Raw genomic sequence first — 23939 nt, forward strand, 5'->3', positions numbered from 1 at the left:
GACCACCAGCCAGCCATCGGAAGTACGGGAAGAGATGTCGGCACCGAACAAGTCGTACGACCCTGTCGAGGTCGAGGCACTGAAACCGGAAGAGATCGAGCGCATGCGGGACGAGGCGCTCGCCGCCTTCGCCGCCGCCGGCGACCTCGACGAACTTCGCGAGGCGAAGACCGCGCACATGGGCGACCGCTCGCCCCTGGCGCTCGCCAACCGAGAGATCGGCGCGCTGCCCCCGCAGGCCAAGGCCACCGCGGGCAAGCTCGTGGGCCAGGCCCGCGGCGCCGTGAACAAGGCGTTCGGGGCCCGCACGGTCGCCCTCGAAGCCGAGCGCGACGAGCGGGTGCTGGTCGAGGAGGCGGTGGACGTCACGCTGCCCTACGACCGCGTGCCCGCCGGCGCCCGGCACCCCCTGACCACGCTGATGGACCGCATCGCGGACATCTTCGTGGCCATGGGGTACGAGGTCGCCGAGGGACCCGAGGTCGAGGCGGAGTGGTTCAACTTCGACGCCCTCAACTTCACGCCCGACCACCCGGCGCGCCAGATGCAGGACACCTTCTTCGTCAAGGGCCCCGAGGGCACCGAAGGCGACGAGTCCGGAGTCGTGCTGCGCACCCACACCTCCCCGGTGCAGGCGCGCTCGCTGCTGGAGCGCAAGCCCCCCGTCTACATCGTGTGCCCGGGGCGGGTGTACCGCACCGACGAGCTCGATGCGACGCACACCCCGGTCTTCCACCAGGTCGAGCTGCTCGCCGTGGACGAGGGCCTGACCATGGCGGACCTCAAGGGCACCATGGACCACATGGTCCAGGAGCTGTTCGGCGAGGGCACCACCACGCGCCTGCGCCCGCACTTCTTCCCCTTCACCGAGCCGTCCGCCGAGATGGACATGCAGTGCTACGTGTGCCGCGGCGAGTCGGTGGGCAACCCCGACCGCCCGTGCCGTACCTGCTCCAGCGAGGGCTGGATCGAACTCGGCGGCTGCGGCATGGTCAACCCGAAGGTGCTCATCGCCTGCGGTGTGGACCCGGAGAAGTACAGCGGGTTCGCCTTCGGCTTCGGCATCGAGCGGATGCTGATGTTCCGCCACAACGTTGAAGACATGCGAGACATGGTCGAGGGTGACATCCGTTTCACCCGGCCGTTCGGGATGGAGATCTGATGCGGGTCCCGCTTTCTTGGCTGCGGGAGTACGTCGACCTCCCCGCGGGTGAAACCGGTCGCGACGTCGCGGCCAAGCTCGTCGACGCCGGCCTGGAGGTCGAGACCGTCGAGCAGCTCGGCGGCGGGCTCAAGGGCCCGCTCGTCGTCGGCCAGGTGCTGACCATCGAGGAGCTCGAAGGCTTCCGCAAGCCGATCCGCTTCTGCACGGTGGACGTCGGCTCGGCCAACGGCACCGGCGAGCCGCAGGAGATCGTCTGCGGCGCCCGGAACTTCTCCGTCGGCGACAAGGTCGTCGTGGTCCTGCCTGGCGCGGTGCTGCCCGGCGACTTCGCGATCGCCGCGCGCGAGACGTACGGCCGCACCTCCCACGGCATGATCTGCTCCGGCGACGAGCTGGGCATGGGCGACGACGGCACGCACGGCATCATCGTGCTGCCGCACGAGCACGAGGTCGGCACCGACGCGATCAAGCTCCTGGAGCTCGTCGACGAGGTCCTCGACATCGACATCACCCCGGACCGCGGCTACTGCATGTCCATGCGCGGTGTGGCCCGCGAGGCCGCCACCGCGTACGGCCTGCCGCTGCGCGACCCGGCGCTGCTCGACGTGCCCGCGCCGAACTCGTACGGCTACGCCGTCAAGATCGACGACCCGCAGGGCTGCGACCGCTTCACCGCGCGCACGGTGACCGGCCTCGACCCCGAGGCGCGTTCCCCGATCTGGCTCACGCGCCGCCTCCAGAAGGCGGGCATGCGCCCGATCTCGCTCGCCGTCGACATCACCAACTACGTGATGCTCGAACTCGGCCAGCCGCTGCACGCCTACGACCGCTCGCGGATCGACGGCGCCATCGGCGTCCGCCGGGCCGAGCAGGGCGAGAAGTTCACCACCCTGGACGGGGTCAAGCGCACGCTCGACGCCGAGGACCTGGTGATCACCGACAACAGCGGCCCGATCGGGCTCGCCGGTGTCATGGGCGGTGCCAACACCGAGATCGCCGACTCCGTCACCGACCCGGAAACGGGCGCCGTCACCGGCACCACCGAGGTGGTCGTGGAGGCCGCGCACTTCGACTCCGTGTCGATCTCGCGCACCGCCCGCCGCCTCAAGCTGTCCTCCGAGGCGTCCAAGCGCTTCGAGCGCGGCGTCGACCCGCAGGCCGCCGCCGCTGCCGCGCAGCGCACCGTCGACCTGCTCGTGCTGCTCGCGGGCGGCACGGCCGAGGCCGGCGTCACCGAGCTCACCGCCCCGGGCGCCCCGCGCACCATCGCGATGAGCGCGGACCACCCCGACAAGGTCGCGGGCATGGAGTACGGCCGGGAGACCGTCGTACGCCGCCTGCAGGAGGTCGGCTGCGACGTCTACGGCCAGGACGAGCTCGTCGTCACGGCGCCCTCGTGGCGGCCCGACCTCGCCGAGCCCAACGACCTCGCCGAGGAAGTCATCCGGCTGGAGGGCTACGGGAACCTTCCCTCCACCCTCCCGCAGGTGCCCTCCGGCCGCGGTCTGACCGCCCGGCAGCAGCTGCACCGCCGGGTCGGCCGCGCGCTGGCCGGCGCGGGCTACGTCGAGGCGCTCAGCTACCCGTTCCTGGGCGAGGGCGTCTTCGACCAGCTCCAGCTGCCCGCGCACGACGCCTCCCGCCAGGTCGTCAAGCTGGTCAACCCGATCTCCGACGAGGAGCCGGCGCTGCGCACCACGCTGCTGCCGGGTCTGCTCGGCGCGCTGCGCCGCAACGACAGCCGGGGCAGCCACGACCTCGCCCTGTTCGAGACCGGTTCGGTCTTCCGGGCCGCCGCGCAGCCGGGCGTCGCCGTACGCCTCGGCGTCGACCGGCGTCCCACCGACGAGGAGATCGCCACCCTGAACGCGGCCCTGCCCGCACAGCCGCGCTACGCCGCGGTCGTGCTCGCCGGTGCCCGCGAGCAGGCCGGCTGGTGGGGCAAGGGCCGTCCGGCCGACTGGGCCGACGCGGTCCAGTCGGCGCGCTCGCTGGCCGTCGAGGCCGGTGCGGAGCTCGTCGTGCGCCAGGGCCAGTACGGTCCCTGGCACCCGGGCCGCTGCGCCGAGCTGCTCGTCACCCTGGACGGGGTGGAGACGGTCATCGGCCACGCCGGTGAGCTGCACCCGCGCGTGGTCAAGGCGATGGGCCTGCCGGCCCGCACCAGCGCCATGGAGCTCGACCTGGACCGCCTCGCGGCGGCCGGCGGCGAGGCCCTCCAGGCGCCCCGGATCTCCTCCTTCCCGGTGGCGACCCAGGACGTCGCGCTGATCGTGGACGCGTCGGTGCCGGCTTCGGCCGTCGAGGACGCGCTGCACAAGGGCGCCGGCGAACTGCTGGAGTCCCTGCGGCTGTTCGACGTGTTCGAGGGCGAGCAGGTGGGCGAGGGCAAGAAGTCCCTCGCGTACGCGCTGCGCTTCCGTGCGGCCGACCGGACGCTGACCGCCGAGGAGTCCACGGCGGCCCGTGACGCGGCGGTCGCCCTGGCGGGCGAGCGGACCGGGGCGGTGCTGCGCGGCGCGTAGCCGCTGGCGCTAGCTGTGTCGAGGGGGTGCATCCCGATCAGGGGGTGCACCCCCTCACCCGTACCCGGGCGCGGGCGGCCCTGCGGGGCGGGGTCCCCTACCCGCCCTTCCACCGTTCCCCGGGCTCTGCCCGGACCCGTACGTGCGCTGCGCGCCCGTGCCCTCAAACGCCGGGCGGGCTGGTTTTGCCGCTGCGCGGCAAAATCCAGCCTCGCCGGCGTTTGAGGCGCGGGGTCTGGGGCGGAGCCCCGGGGAACGGTGGAAGGGCGGGTAGGGGACCAGCCCCGCAGGGCCCGGGGGCGGGGCCGCGGACGTCCGTGCGGCTGGGGCGCGGGCGTCCGCGGCCGGAGGGGGGACCACGCGGGCCGGGCCCGGTGGGTGGGCCCGGCCCGCGCTCGGTCCGGCTCGGCCGGGGCCCGGCGACCAACCAGGACCCGGCGGAGCCGAAGCGCGCCGCCCGCCTGCCGTGGAGTGTCGGGCAGACAACAGGACGGGCGGCGCGGTTGACGGGTCGTCGCACTGTACGAGGGGGAGCCGACGACCCGAGCTACCTCTTGGCGAGGCCCTTAAGTGAAGCGCCCGTACGGGCCTCCGCGGCAGGGTGCGTATCGCATTTATGCGCGTACTCCGTTCACACCCCGTGTGAAGCCCGCACCCACTAGCCTGGTGGCGACGAGCCCTTGGAGGGGCCCATGCAGCCCAACGCCCTGCTCGACGCCCTCCTCGCCGAGGCGGGCATGTCCCACGCCGGACTCGCCGCGCACGTGAACCAGGCGGGCCGCACCCGCGGACTCGCCCTGAGGTACGAACACACCGCCGTGACAAGGTGGTTGAAGGGCCAGCGCCCGCGCGGACAGGTCCCGGACCTGATCTGCGAGGTCATCGGGGGCCGGCTGCGGCGGCCGCTCTCCCTCGACGACGTCGGGTTCGGGGTGCCGGGGCAGCCCGCCGATCCCAACGGGTCCCCGCTCAGTGGCTTCGTCGACCGGGCGGCCGCCCTGTGGCGCTCCGACGGCAACGGCCGCCATGGGCCCGACGCCGGGGTCGTCACCGGTACGCCCGCCGTGATCCCGGTGTGGGAGTGGGAGAACCCGCCGGAGGACGCCGACGTGTCCCGCGCGGGGCCGACCCGCGTCGGACCCGAGCACGTGGAGATCCTCAAGGCCGCCCGCGCGCACTACGAGCTGATGTACCGCAGGGCCGGCGGCGTGGCCACCCGCGACCGGGTCGTCCGCTTCCTCGGCACCGAGACCGCCCCCATGCTGCGCGGCAGTTACTCCGACGGCCTCGGCCGCAGCCTGCACCGGGCCGGCGGCTCCCTGGTGGCCGTGGCAGGGATCTGCGCGTACGACTCGGACGCGCACGGGCTGGCCCAGCGCTACTTCCACCAGGCGCTGAGGCTGGCCAAGGCGAGCGGGGACCGGGGGCTCGGGGCCTATGTGATCGCGCTGATCGTCAACCAGTGCCTGCACCTACGGGAGTTCCGCCAGGCCGTGGCCTTCGCCGAGGCGGCCCTGCGCGCCGCGGGCCGGCACACCACCCCGGCCCTGGCCGCGGACCTGTACGCCATGCAGGCCAAGGCCTACGCCCAACTCGGAGATACGGCAGCCGCATTGGCCTGCATCCGCAACGCCGAGGCGGCGGCGGAGCGGATCCGGCCCGGCACGGAGCCGGACGAGACGGGGTACGTGCAGCCCGGGCTGGTCAACGTACAGGTGGCCGAGGCGCTGCTCGGGATGGGGGATCTGCGGGGGGCCCACGAGCAGGCCGCGGCGGCGGTCGGGACGCCCGCGCACGACCGGGGCCGGGTGCACCGGCTCGCGATGCTGTGCGAGATCCAGCTGCGCCAGGGCGAGGCCGATCAGGCGGTGGCCTCGGCGGCCGAAATGGCCGAGCGGGCCAAGGGGATGGAGTCGCTGCGCCTGCGCGACCGGCTGCGGGCGGTCCGGGAACAGTTGCTGACCAGCGGTTGTTCGGGTGCGCAGGAGACGGCCGAACTCATCGACGGGGCGCTGCGCGTTCCGCTGTGACATCCCCCGTGGCGTTCTCTGCGCCGCCCTTTGCGCGTTCCCCTGGGCCGGGGTGAACTGCTGCCATGTTGCCACCTACTCGATCGGAAGGTGGCAGAACCGTGCAGTGGATGAACCTGAGTGAGCAAACCGTGTACACGAACCGCTGGTTCGACGTGAATCTCGCCGATGTGGAGCTCCCCGACGGCCGGCACCTGGACCACTTCGTCATCCGGCTGCGCCCGGTCGCCGTCGCCACGGCGGTCAACGCGGCCAACGAGGTGCTGCTGTTGTGGCGCCACCGCTTCATCACCGACAGCTGGGGCTGGGAACTGCCCGCCGGGGTCGTCGAGGACGGGGAGTCCGTGGAGCGGGCGGCCGCCCGCGAGATGGAGGAGGAGTCGGGCTGGCGGCCCGGACCCCTGCACCACCTGATGACCGTCGAGCCGTCCAACGGGCTGACCGACGCCCGCCACCACCTGTACTGGGCGGACGGGGCCACGTACGTGGGCCACCCCGAGGACGACTTCGAGTCCTCGCGCCGCGAGTGGGTACCGCTCAAGCTGGTCCCCGACATGATCGCGCGCGGCGAGATCCCGGCCGCCAACATGGCGGCCGGGCTGCTGCTCCTGCATCACCTGCGGCTCGGCTGAGCCGCGGGCGGCCGCCCGTACGGATCAGTCGTACGGGCCGGTCGCCGGGGTCAGCCGTACGGGTAGAAGCCCGAGCCGGTCTTGCGGCCCAGGCGGCCGGCGTCGACCATGCGCTGGAGCAGCGGGGGAGCGGCGTACAGGGGCTCCTTGTACTCGGAGTACATCGAGTCGGCGATCGAGGCGATCGTGTCCAGGCCGATGAGGTCGGAGAGCTTGAGCGGGCCCATGGGGTGGGCGCAGCCCAGCTCCATGCCGTTGTCGATGTCCTCGCGGCTCGCGATGCCCGACTCGAACATCCGGATGGCCGACAGCAGGTACGGGACCAGGAGCGCGTTGACGACGAAGCCGGAACGGTCCTGGGCGCGGATCGCATGCTTGCCCAGCACCTTCGCGACCAGGGCCTCGGCGCGCTTGACGGTCTCGTCGCTCGTGGTCAGTGCCGGGATCAGCTCGACGAGCTGCTGCACCGGGGCCGGGTTGAAGAAGTGGATGCCGATCACCTGGTCGGGACGCGAGGTCGCGACGGCCAGCTTCACCAGCGGGATCGAGGAGGTGTTGGAGGCGAGGATCGCGTCCGGGCGGGTGATCACCTGGTCGAGGACCTGGAAGATCTCCGTCTTGACCTGCTCGTTCTCGACCACGGCCTCGATGATGAGGTCGCGGTCGGCGAACTCGCCGAGGTCGGTGGTGAACGACAGGCGGGCCAGGGTGGCGTCCCGCTCCTCCTCGCTGATCTTGCCGCGTTCGGCGGCCTTCGTCAGGGAGGAGTGCAGGCGGGTGCGCCCGAGTTCGAGGGCCTCGCCGGTGGTCTCGGCGACCATCACCTCAAGACCGCTGCGGGCGAACACCTCCGCGATGCCCGCGCCCATCTGGCCACAGCCCACTACGCCGACGCGTGCGATGTCGTCTGGGAGGTCCGTCACATCGTGCCTTTCGCTGCTCATCCATCGCGGGTCCCCCGTACTCGTGCAGTGGTAACTGCGTTCCGGCGCCCGCCACGCCCCCCGACGTTACCCCCGTCGTTGCCCGGCGTGTCGTGCCGGGGCGGGCATGCTGGGCGGACACGAGGCAATGTCACGGAGCGGAACGGAGTCGTCACATGGTGTCCATCGGAAGGCGGGGGATGCTGGCCGCCGCGGTGGGGGTGCTGGCGGCCGTGGCCGCGGCCCCCGCGCGAGCGGTCGGGCGGCCGGAGGCGGGCGGGGCAGGCGAGAAGGAGGGAGCGGGTACGCCGGCGTTCCGCGGGATGTGGGTCGCCTCCGTGCAGAACGTGGACTGGCCCTCGCAGAGCGGGCTCTCCGCGCGGGAGCAGCGCGCCGAGCTGCTGGGCCTCCTCGACACCGCCGTCGCCCGCCGCCTCAACGCGGTGATCCTCCAGGTCCGGCCGACCGCCGACGCGATGTGGCCCTCGGCGCGCGAGCCCTGGTCGCAGTGGCTCACCGGCGAGCAGGGGGTCGACCCCGGCTGGGACCCGCTCGGCACGGCGGTCGCCGAAGCGCACGCCCGCGGGCTGGAACTGCACGCCTGGTTCAACCCGTACCGGGTGGCCAACCACACCGACCGGAGCCTGCTCGTCCCCGGGCACCCTGCCCGGCGCAACCCGGGCTGGACCGTGCCCTACGGCGGCAAGCTGTACTACAACCCCGGGCTGCCGGAAGTCCGCCGCTTCGTGCAGGACGCCATGCTCGACGCCGTCGCCCGCTACCCGCTGGACGGGGTGCACTGGGACGACTACTTCTACCCGTACCCCGTCGAGGGCCGGGACTTCGACGACGACGCCGCCTACGAGCAGTACGGCCGGGCCTTCGCGACCCGCGCCGACTGGCGCCGGCACAACACCGACACCCTGGTCCGCGAGATGTCCGAGCGGCTGCGGGCGCTGCGCCCCGCGACGCGCTTCGGCATCAGCCCCTTCGCCGTCTGGCGCAACTCCGACCGCGATCCGCTCGGTTCGCCGACCCAGGCGGGCGTCGGCACGTACGACGACCTGTACGCGGACACCCGCAAGTGGGTGCGCGAGGGCTGGATCGACTACATCGTGCCCCAGGCGTACTGGCAGATCGGCCACCCGGCCGCCGACTACGCCGCCATCGTCCCCTGGTGGGCGCGGACCGTCGCCGGCACCCGCGTCCAGCTCTACGTGGGGGAGGCGCTGTACCGCTGCGACGCGCAGAGCTCCACGGCCGCCTGGCGCGATCCGCGCGAGCTGTCCCGGCACCTGCGGTTCGCCGCCGGATACCCGGAGGTCCGCGGCCACGTCTACTTCTCGGCGAAGCAGGTGGACGCGGACCCCAACGGGGCGATGGCCCGGGTCGTCGCCGACCACTATCCGACGGCGGTGGCCGTGCCACCGCGCTGACCCGACCGTCTTCGGGGGGACCAGGGCCTGTCGTCAAACTCCGGTCGTCGCCCGAAGCAGACGGGAGTTTGACGGCAGGCCCTAGGGCAGCCCGTCAGTGGTCGTGGTCGGCGGGGTGCTTCACCACGCAGTCGGGGCCGGGGGACATGACGGCCTCGTGTCCGTCCGTGAAGCGGACGCGGTAGGGAGGGGTGCCGTTCTCTCCCAGGACCTGGGTGATCTCACCGACCTTGTCGTGCTGGCCCACGATCCTGCCGTGCTGAACCAGCTGGTCGCCCTCGGTCGCGCGCATGCTGACCTCCTCGGTGGCGGTCCGATCCGGTGCTAGCAGTTTAGGTCGTTCGGCCCCTTTTTGGCCCATCGGGCCGCTGCGTCACCGCGATGCAGACGAGCACCGCGCAGGCGGCGACGGGCGCGGCCGGGGACAGCTGCTCGCCGAGCAGCAGCACCGACCACAGCAGGGTCAGCAGTGGCTGTGCGAGCTGGAGCTGGCTCGCGCGGGCCGCGCCGATCTCGGCCATGCCCCGGTACCAGACGTAGAGGCCGAGGAAGGAGGAGCCGACCGCCACCCAGACCAGCCCGGCCACTCCGCGGCCGGTCAACTCGACCGGCTCGTAGGCGAGCCCGAGCGCGGAGCCGGCCAGGCCGATGGGCAGGCACACCACCAGCGCCCAGGCGATCACCTGCCAGCCGGGCAGCAGCCGGGCCAGGCGTCCGCCCTCGGTGTACCCGGCCGCGCACACCAGCAGCGCGGCGAAGAGGAAGGCGTCTCCGGCCGAGAGGGCGCCGCCGCTCTGGGCCACGGTGAAGCCGAGCACGACGACCGCTCCGGCGACGGCCGCGGCCCAGAACCGCCGCGAGGGCCGGGCTCCGGTGCGCAGCGAGGAGACGACCGCGGTGGTGAGCGGGAGCAGGCCGACCACCACGGCGGCGTGCGAGGTGGTGGAGGTCTGCAGGGCCAGGGTGGTCAGCAGAGGGAAGCCGACGACCACGCCGACGGCGACGACCGCCAGCCCCGCCCAGTGGGCGCGGGCCGGCACCGGGACGCGCAGGGCCAGCAGGAAGGCGCCGGCCGTCAGGCCCGCCAGCAGGCAGCGCAGGCCGAACAGGGACCAGGGGCCGAAGCTCTCCAGGCCCCAGGCGGTGCCGGGGAAGGTCAGCGAGAAGGCGACGACTCCGGCCGCGGCGAGGGTGGTGCCCCCGAGGGCGGGCCGACGGGCGTCGGTTCCTCGAACTGCTATCGCGTTGGGGAGAGTAGCGCTATTCTGTGCTGTCATGTACGAGCGTAGCAGTGTGGCGGAACTGGCGGAATCCCTTCGAGTCGAGCTGGACCGCTACTCGGTGGGTGGAAAGCTCCCGTCGAGCAGGGCTCTGGTCGAGCAGTACCGGGTCAGTCCCGTCACCGTCTCCCGGGCCCTCGCCCAGCTCGCCGCCGAAGGCCTGGTGGTCACCCGCCCCGGAGCCGGGGTCTACCGCGCGCAGCCCCGTACGCACACCCAGGAGCCAGGCGACACCTCGTGGCAGGCCGTCGCCCTGAGCGCCGAGGACTCCGGCGAGGTGGTCCCGCGCTCCGTGGACGCCTCCGGGGTGCTGGTCACCCTGGCCGCCCCGCCCGCCGGGGTCATCCCGCTGCACAGCGGCTACCTGCACGAGGCGCTCCAGCCCGAGCGGGCCATGGCGGCGGCGCTCGCCCGGGCCGGCCGGCGGCCCGGGGTGTGGGGGCGGCCGCCCGTGGAGGGGCTGCCGGAGCTGCGGGACTGGTTCGCGCGGGAGATCGGCGGGGCGGTCGCGGCCGCGGACGTGCTGGTGACCGCGGGCGGCCAGAGTGCGCTCGCCACCGCGCTGCGGGCGCTCGCCCCGCCCGGGGCGCCGATCCTCGTCGAATCCCCGACCTACCCGGGGCTGCTGGCCCTCGCGCGGGCCGCGGGCTGCCGGCCGGTACCCGTCCCGGTGGACGCGGACGGGGTCCGGCCGGAGCTGCTGGCCGCCGCCTTCGAGGCCACCGGGGCGCGGGTGTTCGTATGCCAGCCGCTGTTCCAGAACCCGACGGGGTCCGTACTGTCCGGCGAGCGGCGGGGAGAGGTCCTGCGGATCGCGCGCGCCGCCGGGGCGTTCGTGCTGGAGGACGACTACGCGCGGTCCCTGGCCCACGAGGACTCGGGCCCGCTGCCCGCGCCGCTCGCCGCCGAGGACCCGGACGGGGTGGTCGTCCACGTGCGGTCCCTGACCAAGGTCACCTCGCCCAGCCTGCGCGTGGGCGCGCTGGCGGCCCGGGGCCCGGTCTTCGACCGGCTGCGCGCCATCCAGGTCGTGGACACCTTCTTCGTGCCCCGGCCCCTCCAGGAGGCCGCCCTGGAACTGGTGGGCGCACCCGCCTGGCCGCGCCACCTCAGGACCGTGGCCGCCGAACTGCGCCACCGCCGGGACGTCCTCGCGGGGGCGCTGCGCCGCGAGCTGCCGGAGCTGGAGGTGCCCCATCCGCCCCGCGGCGGCTACCAGTTGTGGGCGCGGCCCGGCGGGGGCGGCGACGACGCGGCCTTCGTGGCGGCCGCCCTGCGCGCCGGGGTCGCGGTCGCGCCGGGACGGCCGTACTTCTGCGCGGAACCGCCCGGTCCGTTCGTCCGGCTGAGCTTCGCCGGGGTGTCCGGCGCGGGCGAACTGACCGAGGCCGTCCGGCGGCTGCGGTCCGGGCTTCGTCTCGACGCTTGACCTCCTGCGACACGCGGATCACCATCGCCGCATGCATGTTCGGGTTTCGCTAGTCGCAGCAGCCCGTAGTACCTCGCTGCTCGCCGAGCGCTTCGACGACGACCGCCCCCTCGACGTGGACGGCTGGCGCGCGGTGGAATCCGCCGCGCGCGGGCTCGTGCCGCTGGGCTCGGCCGAGCTCCGCTACTGTTCGCCGACCTCGCGCAGCCGGGCCACCGGGACCGCCCTCGGCTACGCCCCGATGGCGCAACCCGCCCTGCGGGAGTGCGACATGGGGTACTGGCGCGGACTCACCCTGGCCGAGGTGGCGGCCCGTGATCCCGCGGCCGTGGACCTCTGGCTGAGCGATCCGCACGCCGCGCCGCACGGCGGGGAGTCCCTGCTCGCCTTCATCTCCCGGATCGGCGGCTGGCTCGACACCCGGCCGGCCGACGACGGGGGAGCGATCGTGGCGGTGGCGGAGCCGTCGGTGGTCCGGGCGGCGCTCGTGTACGCGCTGAACGCGCCACCGCTGACCTACTGGAACGTGGACGTCCGCCCCCTGTCCACGCTCACCCTCGCCGGCCGGCCGCGGAGCTGGCACCTCTCCCTCCAGGCCCCCGTCTGAGCCGGCTAAATCGGTTGAGCCGCAGGTGGGAGGTGCCTAGCCTGCGGGCATGCACAAGATCACAGACATCGGCGGCGCGGGCATACGGATCACCACGCTCGCGGAGCGGCCCGAACTGGCGGCCCGGCTCTGGGACATGAAGGACTCGTGGCCCGAGTTCGCCCAGCACGACGCGCTGGCCTGGCTGCTGTACCCGCGGATGGTGGCCGAGTTCCCGGAGTACGTCCTGATCGCCACGGACGGCGACGTCGTGGTCGCCCGGGGCTTCAGCGTGCCCTTCGCGCAGCACGCGCCGGGCCGCGACGGGGTGCTCCCCGCGCAGGGCTGGGACCGGATCCTGATGTGGGCCTTCTCGGACCAGCGGCGCGGGGTCGAGCCCGACACCGTGAGCGCGATCGAGATCAGCGTCGCCACCGACCGGCAGGGCGAGGGCCTGTCCGGCCGGATGCTCGCCGTGATGCGGGAGAACGCCCGGGCACGCGGTTTCGCCGAGGTGGTGGCGCCGGTGCGGCCCAGCGGGAAGCCGGCCGAGCCGGGCACCTCGATCCACGAGTACGCGTACCGCACCCGCGAGGACGGCCTCCCGCACGACCCGTGGCTACGGGTCCACGTGCGGGCGGGCGGCGTCATCGACTCGGTGGCCCCGCTGTCGATGACGATCACCGGCTCCGTCGCGCAGTGGCGGGAGTGGACCGGCCTGCCCTTCGACGCGGCCGGCCCGGTCCGCGTTCCGGGCGCCCTGTCCCCGGTCCACTGCGAACCGGAGCAGGGCTTCGCGGTCTACGTGGAGCCGAACGTCTGGGTCCGGCACCCGCTCGGCTAGTCGCCCGGTCTCCTAGAGGAGCGCGATGGGGGCGGTGGCGGAGGAGGGGAGGTAGATCCCTCCGGTGCCCGCGTAGGTGGCCCGGTAGCCGCGCAGGAGTTCGTCCAGCGGGATCGTCAGCCGGGCCGGGGTGTCGCAGCGGGCGGCTCCGAACTGGTCGGTGACCGCGGTGCACAGGGTCCGGCCGCCGACGGTGGTGAAGGTGACCGGTACGCCGTCCAGCCCGGCCGGGGCGTCCGCGATCCGCACGGTGGTGCTGAGGTTCTTGACCCCGAAGAGCAGCCCGTTCAGCTTCGCCGGGCCGGCCGTGGTGAGCGTGGCCACGGCGGGCCGCACCAGCTCCGGCGCCTCGCAGAGCTGGGTGCCGGGAGCGTAGACCTGCCCGGTGGGGCAGGGCACGACCGTGGCGACCCCGCCCGCGCACTGGACGTAGAACCGCTGGTCCTGCAGTCGCGGCAGCCGCCCGGTGGCGCCGCCGGCGCACGAGCCCTCGGCGGCGCTCACGGGTGCGGCCCCCACTCCCAGCGCGAGGACCGCCCCGGCGGCCAGCGCGGCGAACGAGGCGGCCCATCCCTTGCCGGCCGGACCCTTGCCGATACGTAACACCCTTGCCCCCAGCTCACTCACTGTGACGAAATGAATACGAAGTGACTATAGGGACGGCCGTGTGGCGGGCGCAATGCTCTCGGGGCATCGCCAGGGAGTGCGAATATCCGCTAGCTTGAACGCGTTCAAGTCGAGTGGGTGCGGCCGGAGGGGGCAGGCATGGCGGAGATCCTGTCGCCCGGCCGGGGAGCGGCGGACGGCGCCGCCGGGGCGCACGGGACGCCGGCCGCCCACCCGTGGCAGCAGCGGATCGCGCTGGTCGCGCTGATCCTCCCGGTGCCGCCCGTGGTGAAGATGCTCCAGGCGGGGCTGTCGCCGTTCGTGCTGATCGCCCCGGCCCTCCTGCTCGCGGTGCCCGCGGTCCTGCGCGCGCACCGGGCCCGGTTCATGACCGCGTGCGTGGTCCTCGCGGTCGTCCTGCTCGGGTGGTCGCTCTTCGGCTTCCTGGAGGGGGCGTGGGTCTTCCTGCCCTCCTCCTTGCTCCTGCTGTGCGCGAACTTCGCCGACCCGCGCGCGTACGCGACCCCGGCCGCAGTCTTCGGCTTCGCCGCCGTGACCATCGGCGTGCTGCCCGCGATCGGCTCGCTGACGGCCCTCGTCCACCTGCTCGGCGGCTGAGCCGGGCGGGAGTCCGGCTGCGCGTCCTAGGGCCTGTCGTCAAACTCCCGTCGTCGCCCGAAGGGCGGCCTTGCGGCGTCTGGTGCGTGCTCTCGGTGCGCCGGGCGGAAGCCCGCGTACTGGACGTACTTGGCTTTCGCCCGGTGCGGCGAGAGCGCGTGCCAGGCGTCGCGAGGCAGACGGGAGTTTGACGACAGGCCCTAGCGGCCCCGGGGCTTTCCGCGCTTGCCGGTGGACTTGGCCGTGGCCTTGCCGCCCTTGGGGGCCCCGGACCGCGGGTTCTTGGCGGCCGGCTTGCCTCCCGTGCGGGGAGCGGGCTTCCGCGCCGGCTTCGCCTTCTTCTGCTCGGGCTCGGGCTGGGTGCGGCCGCGTCCGCGCGAGCTGTTGACGGTCCGCCCGCGCACGATCCCGATGAACTCCTCGACCAGGTCCGGAGTCTCGTCCGCCTCGGGCCACGACAGCGCGACGCGCGACTCGGGAGCGTCCAGCAGGGTGCGGTAGGTGAGGTCCTTGCGGTGGTGCAGCCGCGCGAGCGACTGGGGCACGACCAGCACCCCGATGCCCGCGGCCACCAGCTCGATCGCATCGGCCGTGGTCTCCGGGCGCTGGAGCGCGGCCTTGCCCGGCAGCTGCTCCCATTCGAGGGTGTCGTCCAGCGGGTGGAGCACGATGTCGTCGGCCAGGTCCGCGATCGAGAGCTCCTCGGTCGCGGCCATGAGGTGGTCCTTCGGGATCACGACGACCGTGGTCTCGGTGTAGAGCGGGATCGCGCTGAGGTCCGTACGGTCGATCGGCAGCCGGACGAACCCGGCGTCGGCGCCGCCGCCGCGCAGCAGGGCGGGGGCTTCGGCCGGAGCGACCTGGACGAGGGTCAGCGGAACGTCGGGCAGACGCTCCTTCCAGATCCGGACCCACTTCGTGGGAGTCACCCCGGGGACGTATGCGAGCTGGAACGAGGGGGGTGTCCGGGAGTCTGTCACCCGGCCAGATTACCGGCCGTGGTCGGAGGTGGCGCACATGCTCGATACCCTTGACCCCATGACGTCGCACCAGACCACCCAGACCATGAAGCCCGCTACTGCGGCGAAGAAGCTGGGTGTGTACCTCGAGGCCACCCCCGCAGAGTTCCAGGAGGGTGTCGTCTCGCGCACCGAGCTGACCGCCCTCCAGGCCGAGCCGCCCCAGTGGCTGCAGGACCTCCGGGCCAACGGCCCGCACCCCCGTCCGGTGGTCGCGTCGAAGCTCGGCATCTCGATCGCCGGTCTGGCGCGCGGCGGTGTCACCGAGGCGCTCACCACGGAGCAGATCGAGGCCCTGAAGCAGGAGATGCCGGAGTGGCTCGCGAAGGAGCGCGCCACCCAGGCCGACGTCCGCAAGGAGACCGTCCGCATCAAGCAGATGCAGGCGGAGAAGGCCGCGAAGGCCGCCGAGAAGACCGGGAAGTAGTCAGCCCTTTCCGCGCACCCTCTGCGCACCCTCGGCCCCTCTGGGCCCGCACCGGCCGTGAGATGCTGGTGCGCGTGACGATCGAGGACCTGGTGCGGCTGCGGCGGGCCCGGGACGTGATGGACCGCGACTACGCCGAGCCGCTGGACGTACCGGCGCTGGCGTCCGTCGCCCTCATGTCGCCCGGGCACTTCTCCCGCAGCTTCCGGGCGGCCTTCGGGGAGACCCCGTACAGCTACCTGATGACCCGCCGCGTCGAGCGGGCCAAGGCGCTGCTGCGCCGGGGCGACCTGAGCGTGACCGAGGTCTGCTTCGCGGTCGGATGCACCTCGCTGGGGTCGTTCAGCTCGCGCTTCACGGAGCTGGTCGGCGAGACCCCCAGCGCCTACCGGGCCCGTCGGCACGAGGCCGGCGCCGCCATCCCGGCGTGCGTCGCCAAGGTCTTCACCCGGCCCGTACGGAACTCCGCGGGCAACAGGGGAGCGGGATCCGCGGCCGCGTCGTAGCGTCGGGGGCATGACCATCAAGCTCTCGCAGTGCTTCATCGCCGTCGACGACCACGACAAGGCGCTCGCCTTCTACCGTGACGCCCTCGGCATGGAAGTGCGCAACGACGTCGCCTTCGAGGGGATGCGCTGGGTGACCGTCGGCTCGCCCGAGCAGCCCGACGTGGAGATCGTGCTCGAACCGCCGCTCGCCGACCCCGGCGCCTCGCCGGCCGACCGGCAGGCGATGGCGGAAATGCTGGCCAAGGGCGTGCTCCGCGGGGTGATCTTCGCGACGGACGACGTGGACGCGACGTTCGAGCGCATTCGGGCCACCGGCGCCGAGGTGCTCCAGGAGCCCGTCGACCAGCCGTACGGGGTCCGCGACTGCGCCTTCCGCGATCCGTCCGGCAACATGCTCCGCTTCAACCAGCCCCGCAGCAGCTGACGCCGAAAGCCCCTTGCCCCGAAGGCCCTGACCCGCCCTCCCGCGGGGCCTCACCCCGCGGCGGCCCACCCCGGGACCGTCGGCAGCACCGTCTCGGCGACGCGCAGCACGACCGCGTCGTCGGGCATCCCGCCGTCGGAGCGCCACAGGGTCAGCTCGTAGGTGCCGCCGCCGTCCTCCGTACCCCGGGACACCACGAGGGAACGGGTCGGGACACCGGATCCGGTGCTGGCATCGCTCCCGTCCGCCAGGTTGAAGCTGATGCTGATGGTGCGGTCCGAGTAGTAGGCGGCCGGGTGCCCCAGGACGGTCAGCGGCAGCGTGCCGTCTCCGAGGAGCTTGGCCACGGTGGCGACCTTCAGCCCGTCGTCCGCGACCCTCAGGTTCACGGTGTAGGTCTCGAACTCGATCTTGCCCGAGGGGGTGTGGATCTCCTCGTCGCTGCCGACGGGCTTGAAGGTGCTGCCACTGCCGTTCGCGTTCTTCACGGCCTCCCCCGGAGTGCCCAGCAGGTCCGCGAGATCGGGACGGTGCAGCGCCTCGCACAGCTGGGCCCCGGAGACGTGCCCCGCCTCGACCGGGGTCTGCGCGGGCGTCTTCTCGGGCTCCCCGTGCGAGCAGGTGACGGGCGTCGGCTCCCCGCTCGAATTCACCGATTCCCCGCCCACCCAGAGGGCCATTCCCATGGCCCCGAGCACCGCCACGGCCGCGAGGCCCTGGCGTACCGCGGCGCCCTTGGTGATCGTCAGCCCGTCTTCGCTCATGTCCCCCACCTGCTGTGATCCCCCGATATGTGCCCCGGGAACGTAACCCGTGATCATCGGGCGGACAAGCGAGTAACACTGGGGGAGTAAGCCCGGATGACTGCTTTGCATAAACGTGCGGTCGTACGTATAGTCATGCCATCGAGGAGGAGGGTCCGATGGTGGTACGTGTAGCGGTGGCCGGTGCGAGCGGATACGCGGGCGGTGAGGTGCTGCGCCTGCTGCTGGCCCACCCCGAGGTCGAGATCGGCGCGCTGACCGCCAACTCCAACGCCGGGCAGCCGCTCGGTGCGCTCCAGCCGCACCTGGTGCCGCTGGCCGGACGCGTTCTGGAGGCGACCACGCCCGAGGTGCTCTCCGGTCATGATGTCGTCTTCCTGGCCCTGCCGCACGGGCAGTCCGCCGCCGTGGCCGCCCAGCTCGGCGAAGAGGTCCTCGTCGTCGACATGGGCGCCGACCACCGGCTCCAGGACTCCGCCGACTGGGACAAGTTCTACGGCGCCCCGCACGCCGGGACCTGGCCCTACGGCCTTCCCGAGCTGCCGGGCGCCCGCGCCGCCCTGGCCGGGTCCAAGCGCATCGCCGTCCCCGGCTGCTACCCGACCGCCGTCTCGCTCGCGCTGTTCCCGGCCTACGCCGCGCAGCTCGCCGAGCCCGAGGCCGTGATCGTCGCCGCCTCCGGCACCTCCGGCGCCGGCAAGGCGCTCAAGCCGAACCTGCTGGGCTCCGAGGTCATGGGCTCCATGAGCCCGTACGGGGTCGGCGGCGGCCACCGCCACACGCCCGAGATGGTGCAGAACCTCAGCCCCGTGGCCGGCCAGCGGGTGTCCGTCTCCTTCACGCCCACGCTGGCGCCGATGCCCCGCGGCATCCTGGCCACCTGCTCCGCCAAGGCGCTGCCGGGCACCACGGCCGACGCGGTCCGCGCCGCGTACGAGAAGGCGTACGCGGACGAGCCCTTCGTGCACCTGCTGCCCGAGGGCCAGTGGCCGGCGACGGCGTCCGTCTACGGTTCCAACGCCGTTCAGATCCAGGTCGCGTACGACGAGGCCGCGCAGCGGATCATCGCGATCAGCGCCATCGACAACCTGACCAAGGGCACCGCCGGCGGCGCGGTCCAGAGCATGAACATCGCCCTGGGGCTCCACGAGAGCCTGGGTCTTTCCACGATCGGAGTCGCACCGTGACGGTCACGGCAGCACAGGGGTTCACCGCGGCGGGCATCGCCGCCGGAATCAAGGCGAACGGCAATCCCGACCTGGCCCTCGTGGTCAACAACGGGCCGCGCCTGGCCGCGGCCGGCGTCTTCACCTCCAACCGGGTCAAGGCCGCGCCCGTCCACTGGTCCGAGCAGGTCCTGCGGGGCGCCACCGTCAGTGCGGTGGTCCTCAACTCCGGCGGCGCCAACGCGTGCACCGGCCCCAAGGGCTTCCAGGACACCCACGCCACCGCCGAGAAGGTCGCCGAGGTCCTGAACGGGCACGGACCGGGCGGTCAGGTCAACGCCGGCGAGGTCGCCGTCGCGTCCACCGGCCTGATCGGCGTCCTGCTCCCCATGGACAAGCTGCTGCCCGGCATCGAGACCGCGGCCGCCGCGCTCTCCGCCGACGGCGGCGAGGCCGCGGCCATCGCCATCAAGACCACCGACACCGTGCACAAGACGGCCACGGTGAGCCAGGACGGCTGGACCGTCGGCGGCATGGCCAAGGGCGCCGGCATGCTCGCCCCGGGCCTGGCCACCATGCTCGTCGTCCTCACCACCGACGCGGACCTGGACAGCGCCACCCTCGACAAGGCGCTGCGCGCCGCGACCCGCACCACCTTCGACCGGGTCGACTCCGACGGCTGCATGTCCACCAACGACACGGTGCTGCTGCTCGCCTCCGGCGCGTCCGGCCAGGTGCCGGCGTACGAGGCGTTCGCGGAGGCCGTGCGCACGGTCTGCGACGACCTGGCCCGCCAGCTGATCGGCGACGCCGAGGGCGCCAGCAAGGACATCCGCATCGAGGTCATCGGCGCGGCCACCGAGGAGGACGCGGTCGAGGTCGGCCGGTCCATCGCCCGGAACAACCTGCTCAAGTGCGCCATCCACGGCGAGGACCCGAACTGGGGCCGCGTCCTGTCCGCGATCGGCACCACCAAGGCCGCCTTCGACCCGGACCGGCTGAACGTCGCCATCAACGACGTCTGGGTCTGCAAGAACGGCTCGGTCGGCGAGGACCGCGACCTGGTGAGCATGAAGGGCCGCGAGGTCCGCATCACCGCGGACCTGTCCACCGGTGCGCAGTCCGCGGTCATCTGGGCCAACGACCTGACCGCCGAGTACGTCCACGAGAACAGCGCGTACTCCTCATGAGCACTGCACGCAGGCACACCGCGCTGCCCAAGGCCGAGATCCTCATCGAGGCCCTGCCCTGGCTGACCCGGCACAACGGCAAGGTCGTCGTCATCAAGTTCGGCGGCAACGCCATGATCGACGAGGACCTGAAGGCCGCCTTCGCCCAGGACGTCGTCTTCCTGCGCCAGGCCGGTCTCAAGCCGGTCGTCGTCCACGGCGGCGGCCCGCAGATCAACGCCCAGCTCGACAAGCAGGGCCTGGTCAGCGAGTTCAAGGCGGGTCTGCGCGTCACCACGCCCGAGGCGATGGACGTCGTACGGATGGTCCTGGCCGGGCAGGTCCAGCGCGAGCTGGTCGGGCTGCTCAACCAGCACGGGCCGCTGGCCGTCGGCATGACCGGCGAGGACGCGCACACCATCACCGCCACCAAGCACCTGCCCGAGATCGACGGCGAGAGCGTCGACATCGGGCGGGTCGGCGAGATCACCGCCATCGACACCGGCGCGATCGAAGCGCTGCTGGCGGACGGCCGGATCCCGGTCATCTCCTCCATCGCGCGCAGCGCCGACGACCACCACGTGTACAACGTGAACGCGGACACGGCCGCCGCGGCGCTCGCCGCCGCGCTCGGCGCCGAGACGCTGATGGTCCTCACCGACGTGGAGGGGCTCTACGCGGACTGGCCCAACAGCGACGAGGTCATCAGCAGGCTCACCGTCAGCCAGCTGGAGAAGCTGCTGCCCGAGCTGTCCAGCGGCATGGTCCCGAAGATGGAGGGCTGTCTGCACGCCGTCCGCAACGGGGTCACCACCGCCAGGGTGATCGACGGGCGGGTCCAGCACTCGATCCTGCTGGAGATCTTCACGGACGAGGGAATCGGCACGATGGTCGTGCCCGATGCACAGGCAGTCGACACCCAGGGAGGGGACCCCGCATGACCGGCAACCAGGCCACCGGCAACCAGCGCTTCGCCGCCCGCTGGCAGGACGCGCTGACCAACAACTACGGCACCCCCGCGCTGGCGCTCGTACGCGGCGAAGGAGCGCAGGTCTGGGACGCGGACGGCAAGCAGTACACCGACTTCGTCGGCGGTATCGCGGTCAACGCCCTCGGTCACGCGCACCCGGCCGTCGTCACCGCCGTGACCGAGCAGATCTCCACCCTGGGCCACGTGTCCAACCTCTACGCCTCCGAGCCGGTCCTCGCGCTCGGCGAGCGGCTGCTCCAGCTCTTCGGCCGCCCCGGCAAGATTTTCTTCTGCAACTCCGGTGCCGAGGCCGTCGAGGCCGCCTTCAAGATCGGCCGGCTGACCGGGCGGACCCGCATGGTCGCCACCGACGGCGGCTTCCACGGCCGCACCATGGGCGCCCTGGCGCTCACCGGACAGCCGAAGAAGCAGGCCCCGTTCCTGCCGCTCCCCGGAGACGTCACGCACGTCCCGTACGGCGACGTGGAGGCCCTGCGGGCCGCCGTCACCGAAGAGACGGCGCTCGTGATCATCGAGCCGATCCAGGGCGAGAACGGCGTGGTCGTCCCGCCGGCCGGGTACCTGACGGCCGCCCGTGAGATCACCCGGGCCACCGGCACCCTGCTCGTCCTCGACGAGGTGCAGACCGGCATCGGGCGCTGCGGCCAGTGGTTCGAGCACCAGGCCCACGAGGGCGTCGAGCCCGACATCGTCACACTCGCCAAGGGTCTCGGCGGCGGTCTGCCGATCGGCGCGGTCGCCGCTTTCGGACCCGTGGCCGACCTGCTCCAGCCCGGCCAGCACGGCACCACCTTCGGCGGCAACCCGGTCGCGTGCGCCGCCGGCCTCGCCGTGATCGACACCATCGCCGCCGACGGGCTCCTCGACCAGGTCAAGGAGCGCGGCGAGCGCCTGCGGGGCGGAATCGAAGGATTCGCACACCCGCTCGTCTCGCACGTCCGCGGCGCAGGCCTCCTGCTGGGTATCGTGCTGACCGAGCCGCTCGCAGCGCAGGTCCAGCGCGCGGCTCAGGACGCCGGCTTCCTGGTCAACGCGCCCGCCCCCGACGTCGTACGGCTCATGCCCCCGTACGTGCTCTCCGAGGCCGAGGTGGACGCGTTCCTGCGGGACCTGCCCGGCGTGCTCGACGCAGCGAAGTCCGCCGCAGGCGTGGACGGATGATCAAACGGGGAATGGGACGACGATGAGCCAGGCGCAGGAACACGAGCCGAACGGGCAGTCCGTTCCGCAGACCCGCACCGCCCGCCACCGCCGGATCGTGGACATCCTCAACCGGCAGCCGGTCCGCTCCCAGAGCCAGCTGGCCAAGCTGCTCGCCGACGACGGGCTGAGCGTCACCCAGGCGACGCTCAGCCGCGACCTCGACGAGCTCGGCGCGGTGAAGATCCGCAACACCGGCGGCGAGCTGATCTACGCGGTCCCCAGCGAGGGCGGCTTCCGCACCCCGCAGGCGCCGCTCGGCGAGTCGGCGAAGGAGGAGCGCATGCGGCGCCTCTCCGGCGAACTGCTGATCTCGGCGGAGGCCTCCGCGAACCTCGTGGTCCTGCGCACCCCGCCGGGTGCGGCCCAGTTCCTCGCCTCCGCGATCGACCAGGCCGAACTCCAGGCCATCCTCGGCACGATCGCGGGCGACGACACCCTGATGCTGATCAGCCGCGACCCGGCGGGCGGCCAGGCCCTCGCCGACCACCTCCTGAGGCTGGCCCAGAAGGAGGGCTGAGCCCCCGCCGGTCCGCCGGAAACCCGGTGCCGGTCCGGCGCCGCCGCACATAGCCTCGGGGCGTGCTCCAACTCGTCCTCGTACTTGCGGTGTTCGTCATGAACGCCGCCGTCTACGGGCCCCTCGCCCTGCGGTGGCGGCGCCGGGCCCGGATCCGGCGCGAGATCCTCCGGCTGGTCGCCGGCCTGGACCTCGGGCCGTACCACGTCGCCGCCATGGCGAACGGGCAGGCGGCGGCGGCCGCCGCCGAACTGCTCCTCGACGGGTACCTCGGCATCGACGCCGAAGGCGCCGTGCTCCTGACGGAGGCGGGCCGCGATCCCGCCCGTACCCCCTCCCACCCGCTGCCCGCAGCCCTGCTGGAGGCGGTGCGGCGACACGATCCCGAGCCCGTGTCGATCGGCTGGATCGACCGGAACGACGAGGCGTACGGGGCCCGGCGCACCGCCCACCGCGCCGAATTGGACGCCCTGCTGCCCGAGCTCCCGCGCATGCCGCAGGACGAGGAGCACGGGTGCCTCCGGGGCTGCTTCGGCTGCGTGGGCCTGATCCTGCTCATGGTGTGCTGGATGGTGGTGGGCGAGCTGCTGGTGTTCTCCCGCCCGCACGGACCGGCGCAATGGGCGTCGGCCGCCGTGACCGCGCTGGGCCTGGTGTCGCTCTGCTACGCCGAAGCCGCCCGCCAGGCCGTCCTCACCCGCACGGAGTGCGGCGACCCCCTGGGCGACCGGATGCGGGCCGAGGTCCACCCCGCCGTGGCCGCGCTGGACGAGGAGCAGCGGGTCCACGTGCACCGCAGCGCCGACGACTACGGCCGCTGGCGCGGGGCGGACCGGGCCGTCTCCGAGGACGGGGACGACGGGGGCGACCGGGACGACGGGGACGACTGGTGGGAGGACGCCTACCACTACCGGGCCTCCGACGAGCCCGCCGACGACTCCGGGACCCGGCAAGATCCGAAAGAGACGGCCTAGTAGCGGGTGACGTCGAGAGGGCCGGACTCCGTGCCGATCGCGATGTGCGGCTGCCTGTGCGGGTCCGCCCAGCGCAGCACCGCGCGCATCGCGTACTCGGGGACCGAGACGCAGCCGGCCGTCGCACCCTTGCCGTTCACGTGCAGGAAGATGCCCGCGCCCCGGCCCCGTACCGGGCGCTCGTAGTTGAAGGCGATGACCAGCGCGTGCGCGTACTGCGTCGTGTACGTGGTCAGGTGCTCCGCCTCGCCGGGCGCGCAGTCCGCGGGCAGCGGCTCCACCCAGCGGTTGTAGCTCTCCGAGGCATTGTCCTGGCACCACCAGGAGTCGGGGGCCACCCGCCGGTAGCGGTACGCCGTACCGGCCGGGGCGTGCGCGATGCCGAAGGCGTAGGGCAGCGCGTACAGGCCGGCCGGGGTGGTGTTCGTGCCCTGGGTCCGGGTCGCGCCCTCGGTCAGCCCGTTCGCGCCGAAGCGGGCGGGCGCGCTCCCCACCGCGTGCCAGCGCCCCTCCCACCGGTCCCACCAGGTCAGGCGCCCGGTCGTGGAGCCGGGGGCCGGAGCCACGGCGGTGATCAACTGGCTGCCGCCGCCGGTGTCGGCGAGCCGGGCGGGCAGCGGCGGCGCGCCACTGTCGGGGCGGCCCTGTCCCAGCAGGCTGGTGACGATCAGTGAGGCGGTGAGGAGCGCGGTACGCAGCACA

Annotated in this window: 25 protein-coding genes; 18 read left to right on the forward strand and 7 right to left on the reverse strand. The window is 72.9% G+C overall.

Annotated features, from left to right (window positions below; all coding sequences use genetic code 11):
- The first annotated feature begins 34 nt into the window (after positions 1–34).
- From pheS to OG898_RS23740, 4 genes are all read left to right on the forward strand, one after another.
- A complete protein-coding gene (gene pheS / locus OG898_RS23725) occupies positions 35–1162 on the forward strand; it encodes a phenylalanine--tRNA ligase subunit alpha (protein ID WP_266959094.1) in 1128 nt (375 codons plus the stop codon).
- Positions 1162–3690, forward strand: coding sequence for a phenylalanine--tRNA ligase subunit beta (gene pheT, locus OG898_RS23730; protein WP_266959096.1), 2529 nt, complete (start codon positions 1162–1164; stop codon positions 3688–3690). The genes pheS and pheT overlap by 1 nt, the downstream gene beginning before the upstream one ends.
- A gap of 692 nt (positions 3691–4382) precedes the next feature.
- Positions 4383–5720, forward strand: a complete 1338-nt coding sequence (locus OG898_RS23735; RefSeq protein WP_250744643.1) for a transcriptional regulator — start codon at positions 4383–4385, stop codon at positions 5718–5720.
- A 101-nt stretch (positions 5721–5821) separates the two neighbouring features.
- Positions 5822–6352 (forward strand): NUDIX hydrolase, encoded by a 531-nt coding sequence (locus OG898_RS23740; protein WP_250744644.1) that lies wholly within the window; start codon positions 5822–5824, stop codon positions 6350–6352.
- A 50-nt stretch (positions 6353–6402) separates the two neighbouring features.
- Here the strand turns inward: OG898_RS23740 and OG898_RS23745 are convergent, their stop codons facing one another.
- On the reverse strand, positions 6403–7296 hold the full coding sequence (locus OG898_RS23745; RefSeq protein WP_250744645.1) for a 3-hydroxybutyryl-CoA dehydrogenase: 894 nt from the start codon (positions 7294–7296) through the stop codon (positions 6403–6405).
- A gap of 155 nt (positions 7297–7451) precedes the next feature.
- Between OG898_RS23745 and OG898_RS23750 the strand changes: the two genes are divergently transcribed.
- Positions 7452–8711: a glycoside hydrolase family 10 protein gene (locus OG898_RS23750; protein WP_266959099.1), complete on the forward strand. Its 1260-nt coding sequence runs from the start codon at positions 7452–7454 to the stop codon at positions 8709–8711.
- A 94-nt stretch (positions 8712–8805) separates the two neighbouring features.
- Here OG898_RS23750 and OG898_RS23755 read toward each other — a convergent pair whose 3' ends face one another.
- On the reverse strand, positions 8806–9003 hold the full coding sequence (locus tag OG898_RS23755) for a DUF1918 domain-containing protein (protein WP_250744647.1): 198 nt from the start codon (positions 9001–9003) through the stop codon (positions 8806–8808).
- 40 nt (positions 9004–9043) lie between these two features.
- Positions 9044–9988, reverse strand: coding sequence for a DMT family transporter (locus tag OG898_RS23760; protein WP_266959101.1), 945 nt, complete (start codon positions 9986–9988; stop codon positions 9044–9046).
- Here OG898_RS23760 and OG898_RS23765 point away from each other — a divergent pair.
- The 3 genes from OG898_RS23765 to OG898_RS23775 are packed head-to-tail and all read left to right on the forward strand — an operon-like array spanning position 9987 to position 12850.
- Positions 9987–11420, forward strand: a complete 1434-nt coding sequence (locus tag OG898_RS23765; RefSeq protein ID WP_250744649.1) for a PLP-dependent aminotransferase family protein — start codon at positions 9987–9989, stop codon at positions 11418–11420. The two genes, OG898_RS23760 and OG898_RS23765, sit on opposite strands and share 2 nt — an antisense overlap.
- Positions 11421–11451: 31 nt before the next feature.
- Positions 11452–12027 (forward strand): histidine phosphatase family protein, encoded by a 576-nt coding sequence (locus OG898_RS23770; protein ID WP_250744650.1) that lies wholly within the window; start codon positions 11452–11454, stop codon positions 12025–12027.
- Positions 12028–12076: 49 nt separating this feature from the next.
- Entirely contained in the window at positions 12077–12850 is a 774-nt protein-coding gene (locus tag OG898_RS23775; RefSeq protein ID WP_266959104.1) for an N-acetyltransferase, read from the forward strand.
- 12 nt (positions 12851–12862) lie between these two features.
- On the opposite strand, the gene OG898_RS23780 is transcribed toward OG898_RS23775, so the two are convergent.
- Entirely contained in the window at positions 12863–13456 is a 594-nt protein-coding gene (locus OG898_RS23780; protein ID WP_266959106.1) for a carbohydrate-binding module family 14 protein, read from the reverse strand.
- Positions 13457–13615: 159 nt separating this feature from the next.
- On the opposite strand from OG898_RS23780, the gene OG898_RS23785 reads away from it, so the two are divergent.
- On the forward strand, positions 13616–14074 hold the full coding sequence (locus tag OG898_RS23785; RefSeq protein ID WP_266959108.1) for a hypothetical protein: 459 nt from the start codon (positions 13616–13618) through the stop codon (positions 14072–14074).
- Between the two features lie 200 nt (positions 14075–14274).
- On the opposite strand, the gene OG898_RS23790 is transcribed toward OG898_RS23785, so the two are convergent.
- Positions 14275–15054, reverse strand: a complete 780-nt coding sequence (locus tag OG898_RS23790; protein ID WP_250744654.1) for a LysR family substrate-binding domain-containing protein — start codon at positions 15052–15054, stop codon at positions 14275–14277.
- A 37-nt stretch (positions 15055–15091) separates the two neighbouring features.
- On the opposite strand from OG898_RS23790, the gene OG898_RS23795 reads away from it, so the two are divergent.
- The 3 genes from OG898_RS23795 to OG898_RS23805 all read left to right on the forward strand — a co-directional run bounded on the left by OG898_RS23795 (position 15092) and on the right by OG898_RS23805 (position 16453).
- A complete protein-coding gene (locus tag OG898_RS23795) occupies positions 15092–15520 on the forward strand; it encodes a DUF5997 family protein (protein WP_266959110.1) in 429 nt (142 codons plus the stop codon).
- Positions 15521–15594: 74 nt separating this feature from the next.
- Entirely contained in the window at positions 15595–16026 is a 432-nt protein-coding gene (locus OG898_RS23800) for a helix-turn-helix domain-containing protein (RefSeq protein ID WP_250744656.1), read from the forward strand.
- Positions 16027–16036: 10 nt separating this feature from the next.
- Positions 16037–16453 (forward strand): VOC family protein, encoded by a 417-nt coding sequence (locus OG898_RS23805; RefSeq protein WP_250744657.1) that lies wholly within the window; start codon positions 16037–16039, stop codon positions 16451–16453.
- 50 nt (positions 16454–16503) lie between these two features.
- On the opposite strand, the gene OG898_RS23810 is transcribed toward OG898_RS23805, so the two are convergent.
- Positions 16504–17217, reverse strand: coding sequence for a DUF6215 domain-containing protein (locus tag OG898_RS23810; protein ID WP_250744658.1), 714 nt, complete (start codon positions 17215–17217; stop codon positions 16504–16506).
- 158 nt (positions 17218–17375) lie between these two features.
- On the opposite strand from OG898_RS23810, the gene argC reads away from it, so the two are divergent.
- From argC to OG898_RS23840, 6 genes are all read left to right on the forward strand, one after another.
- Positions 17376–18404 (forward strand): N-acetyl-gamma-glutamyl-phosphate reductase, encoded by a 1029-nt coding sequence (gene argC / locus OG898_RS23815; RefSeq protein WP_250744659.1) that lies wholly within the window; start codon positions 17376–17378, stop codon positions 18402–18404.
- Positions 18401–19573 (forward strand): bifunctional glutamate N-acetyltransferase/amino-acid acetyltransferase ArgJ, encoded by a 1173-nt coding sequence (argJ, locus tag OG898_RS23820; protein ID WP_266959114.1) that lies wholly within the window; start codon positions 18401–18403, stop codon positions 19571–19573. The genes argC and argJ overlap by 4 nt, the downstream gene beginning before the upstream one ends.
- Positions 19570–20493, forward strand: a complete 924-nt coding sequence (gene argB, locus OG898_RS23825; RefSeq protein WP_250744661.1) for an acetylglutamate kinase — start codon at positions 19570–19572, stop codon at positions 20491–20493. Before argJ ends, argB begins: the two co-directional genes overlap by 4 nt.
- Positions 20490–21704, forward strand: a complete 1215-nt coding sequence (locus OG898_RS23830; protein WP_266959116.1) for an acetylornithine transaminase — start codon at positions 20490–20492, stop codon at positions 21702–21704. Before argB ends, OG898_RS23830 begins: the two co-directional genes overlap by 4 nt.
- 22 nt (positions 21705–21726) lie before the next feature.
- On the forward strand, positions 21727–22263 hold the full coding sequence (locus OG898_RS23835; protein WP_250744663.1) for an arginine repressor: 537 nt from the start codon (positions 21727–21729) through the stop codon (positions 22261–22263).
- A gap of 62 nt (positions 22264–22325) precedes the next feature.
- On the forward strand, positions 22326–23237 hold the full coding sequence (locus tag OG898_RS23840; RefSeq protein ID WP_266959119.1) for a hypothetical protein: 912 nt from the start codon (positions 22326–22328) through the stop codon (positions 23235–23237).
- Here OG898_RS23840 and OG898_RS23845 read toward each other — a convergent pair.
- Positions 23234–23935, reverse strand: coding sequence for a L,D-transpeptidase (locus OG898_RS23845; protein WP_250744737.1), 702 nt, complete (start codon positions 23933–23935; stop codon positions 23234–23236). The two genes, OG898_RS23840 and OG898_RS23845, sit on opposite strands and share 4 nt — an antisense overlap.
- Positions 23936–23939: the final 4 nt, after the last annotated feature.

The organism is Streptomyces sp. NBC_00193, from assembly GCF_026342735.1.
GTDB lineage: Bacteria > Actinomycetota > Actinomycetes > Streptomycetales > Streptomycetaceae > Streptomyces > Streptomyces stoeckheimensis.

Coding starts and splice junctions, on each gene's coding strand:
- OG898_RS23745 (WP_250744645.1), bottom strand. CDS start 7,296: ATGAGCAGCGAAAGGCACGATGTGACGGACCTCCCAGACGACATCGCA.
- OG898_RS23810 (WP_250744658.1), bottom strand. CDS start 17,217: ATGAGCGAAGACGGGCTGACGATCACCAAGGGCGCCGCGGTACGCCAG.
- OG898_RS23785 (WP_266959108.1), top strand. CDS start 13,616: ATGGCGGAGATCCTGTCGCCCGGCCGGGGAGCGGCGGACGGCGCCGCC.
- OG898_RS23795 (WP_266959110.1), top strand. CDS start 15,092: ATGCTCGATACCCTTGACCCCATGACGTCGCACCAGACCACCCAGACC.
- OG898_RS23755 (WP_250744647.1), bottom strand. CDS start 9,003: ATGCGCGCGACCGAGGGCGACCAGCTGGTTCAGCACGGCAGGATCGTG.
- argB (WP_250744661.1), top strand. CDS start 19,570: ATGAGCACTGCACGCAGGCACACCGCGCTGCCCAAGGCCGAGATCCTC.
- OG898_RS23765 (WP_250744649.1), top strand. CDS start 9,987: ATGTACGAGCGTAGCAGTGTGGCGGAACTGGCGGAATCCCTTCGAGTC.
- pheT (WP_266959096.1), top strand. CDS start 1,162: ATGCGGGTCCCGCTTTCTTGGCTGCGGGAGTACGTCGACCTCCCCGCG.
- OG898_RS23805 (WP_250744657.1), top strand. CDS start 16,037: ATGACCATCAAGCTCTCGCAGTGCTTCATCGCCGTCGACGACCACGAC.
- OG898_RS23835 (WP_250744663.1), top strand. CDS start 21,727: ATGAGCCAGGCGCAGGAACACGAGCCGAACGGGCAGTCCGTTCCGCAG.
- pheS (WP_266959094.1), top strand. CDS start 35: ATGTCGGCACCGAACAAGTCGTACGACCCTGTCGAGGTCGAGGCACTG.
- OG898_RS23775 (WP_266959104.1), top strand. CDS start 12,077: ATGCACAAGATCACAGACATCGGCGGCGCGGGCATACGGATCACCACG.
- argC (WP_250744659.1), top strand. CDS start 17,376: ATGGTGGTACGTGTAGCGGTGGCCGGTGCGAGCGGATACGCGGGCGGT.
- OG898_RS23750 (WP_266959099.1), top strand. CDS start 7,452: ATGGTGTCCATCGGAAGGCGGGGGATGCTGGCCGCCGCGGTGGGGGTG.
- OG898_RS23830 (WP_266959116.1), top strand. CDS start 20,490: ATGACCGGCAACCAGGCCACCGGCAACCAGCGCTTCGCCGCCCGCTGG.
- OG898_RS23760 (WP_266959101.1), bottom strand. CDS start 9,988: ATGACAGCACAGAATAGCGCTACTCTCCCCAACGCGATAGCAGTTCGA.
- OG898_RS23735 (WP_250744643.1), top strand. CDS start 4,383: ATGCAGCCCAACGCCCTGCTCGACGCCCTCCTCGCCGAGGCGGGCATG.
- OG898_RS23770 (WP_250744650.1), top strand. CDS start 11,452: ATGCATGTTCGGGTTTCGCTAGTCGCAGCAGCCCGTAGTACCTCGCTG.